We start from the raw sequence: 532 nt of genomic DNA, 5'->3' as shown, positions 1-532 counted from the left end.
GTCCTCGCCCTGCACGTACAGGCCCATGAAGGTGCCTTCCGTGGCAGCATCGAACATGTTGGGAATGCGCAGGCCCGGCTCACTGTTGAGCTTGACGTTCCACATCGCTTCGAACTGCTCGCGCACCGCATCGCCCGAGATGTGGCGATAGCCCGGCAGCTCATGCGGGAACGAGCCCATGTCGCAGGAGCCCTGCACGTTGTTCTGGCCGCGCAGCGGATTCACGCCGACGCCGGGACGACCGATATTGCCGGTCGCCATCGCGAGGTTCGCGATCGCGATCACGGTGGTCGAACCCTGGCTGTGCTCGGTGACGCCGAGACCGTAATAGATCGCACCATTGCCACCGRTGGCGAACAAACGGGCAGCGGCGCGCAGCTCCTTCGGATCGACGCCGGTCATGATGGCAGTGGCTTCGGGGCTGTGGGTCGGCTGCGCGACGAAGGCCGCCCAGTCTTCGAACTCGCTCCAGTCACAGCGCTCGCGGATGAAGGTCTCGTCGGCGAGGCCTTCGGTGACGATGACATGCGCC

At 65.2% G+C, this 532-nt stretch carries 1 protein-coding gene; it reads right to left on the bottom strand.

Annotated elements, in window-relative coordinates:
* On the bottom strand, positions 1-532 hold a 532-nt coding region (locus AC1DS5_RS25590; RefSeq protein ID WP_477721047.1), incomplete at both ends, for a molybdopterin-dependent oxidoreductase.

It is taken from the genome of Polaromonas sp. P4_H1 (genome assembly GCF_056400945.1).
This window is presented reverse-complemented; position numbering and strand designations above follow the sequence as displayed.